The sequence below is a fragment of the Ornithinicoccus halotolerans genome (assembly GCF_009602535.1).
GTDB lineage: Bacteria > Actinomycetota > Actinomycetes > Actinomycetales > Dermatophilaceae > Ornithinicoccus > Ornithinicoccus halotolerans.
In genome coordinates, this window is sequence record NZ_WIQI01000208.1 from 1 (window position 1) to 1,451 (window position 1,451).

General features: G+C 74.4%; 2 protein-coding genes. One reads left to right on the forward strand and one right to left on the reverse strand.

Annotated features, from left to right (window positions below; all coding sequences use genetic code 11):
- Positions 1-299: hypothetical protein (locus tag GFJ45_RS16580; protein ID WP_194288742.1), on the forward strand; the 299-nt coding region annotated here is incomplete at its 5' end.
- Positions 300-303: 4 nt separating this feature from the next.
- On the opposite strand, the gene GFJ45_RS16060 is transcribed toward GFJ45_RS16580, so the two are convergent.
- Positions 304-1,451 (reverse strand): AI-2E family transporter (locus GFJ45_RS16060; protein ID WP_228387219.1); only part of this gene is annotated, 1,148 nt, incomplete at its 5' end.

The following is a 1,451-nucleotide window of genomic DNA, read 5'->3' on the forward strand; positions in this document are numbered from 1 at the left end:
CCGGCGCCGATGACGATCGCCGCCCGCAGCGCCCGGGCCGGCACCCCGCCGCGCCGCAGCAGGTCGTCGACGCCGACGGCGTGACCTGGCAGGTGCGGCAGGTGGCGGCGGGCGGCGGCCGGGAGGCGGACGGCCGCAGCTACCTGTGCCCGGGGTGCCAGCAGCAGATCCCGGCGACCTCCGCGCACACCGTGGCCTGGCCGGTCGACGCGATGCAGGGGCTGGCCAACCGTCGGCACTGGCACACCACCTGCTGGCAGGCACGGGACCGGCGCCGCCCGGGCGGCGCCTGGGCCTGAACGCTCACAGCCGGCCCTGACGGGGGACCAGCACCTCCTGGTAGAGCAGCAGCAGCCCGGCCGCGACCGGGATGGCGATGATCGCGCCCAGCACGCCCAGCAGGGTGCCCCCGGCGAGCACCGCCACCACGGTCACCGCGCCGGGGACGGACACCGTGCGCTGCATCACCCGCGGCACCACGACGTAGTTCTCCACCTGCTGGTACACGACGTAGTAGACGACGACGACGAGGGCCAGCGTCGGGTCCTGGAAGAGGGCGACCGCCGCCACGATGGTCGCGCCGAGGGTGGCGCCGATGAGGGGGACGAGGCCCAGGACCCCGACCGTGAAGGCCAGCACCACCGGGTAGGGCAGGCCGAGGAGCTCCAGCACCACCCAGGAGCAGGTGCCGTTGATGGTCGCGACCAGCGCCTGGCCGAGGGCGTACCCGCCCACGCGCCGCATGATCTCCTCGGCCAGCGCGATGACGCGCGACCGGTTGCTGGCCGGGACCGCGCGGTAGGCGGCGTCCTTGACGGCCGGGAGCGCCGCGAGCAGGTACAGGGTCAGGATGAGGACGGTCACCACGCCGATCAGCCCGCTGGCCAGCCAGCCGGCGGCGCCGAGCACCCCGCCGAACAGCGTCGCTAGGAACCCGGAGTCGGTCAGCTGGTCGTTGACCTCCTCGATGACGCGGTCACCGACGCCGTACCGGGCGTCCAGGTCCGCCACCCACGGTTCGCTCAGCACCGACTCCACGTACTGCGGTGCCCGCTCCACGAGCATGGCGCTCTGCTGCACGACCGGCGGGACCACCAGGTACCCCACCAGCCCGAGCACACCGAGCAGTCCCAGGAACACCACGAGCACCCCCACCGGCCGGCTCGCGCCCCGCCGGGTCAGCCCCTCGACGAGCGGGTTCAGCGCCAGCGTGAGGAACACCGCGACCAGCAGGAAGGTGAGTACCGAGCTGAGCCGGGTGAGGTTGCTGACCAGCAGCCAGGCAGTGAGGACACCGAGGGCGCCGAGGAAGCCGATGGCGAAGGGGGAGGAGACACTGACGCTGACCGACCCGGGCGCCGCGGCGGGTGGCGGCGCGGCGCTCCCTGCCGCGGTGGCCGGCCCGGGCGTCCCGCTCAGCTCAGGACCGCCACGGCCGGGTGCGGCGGTCC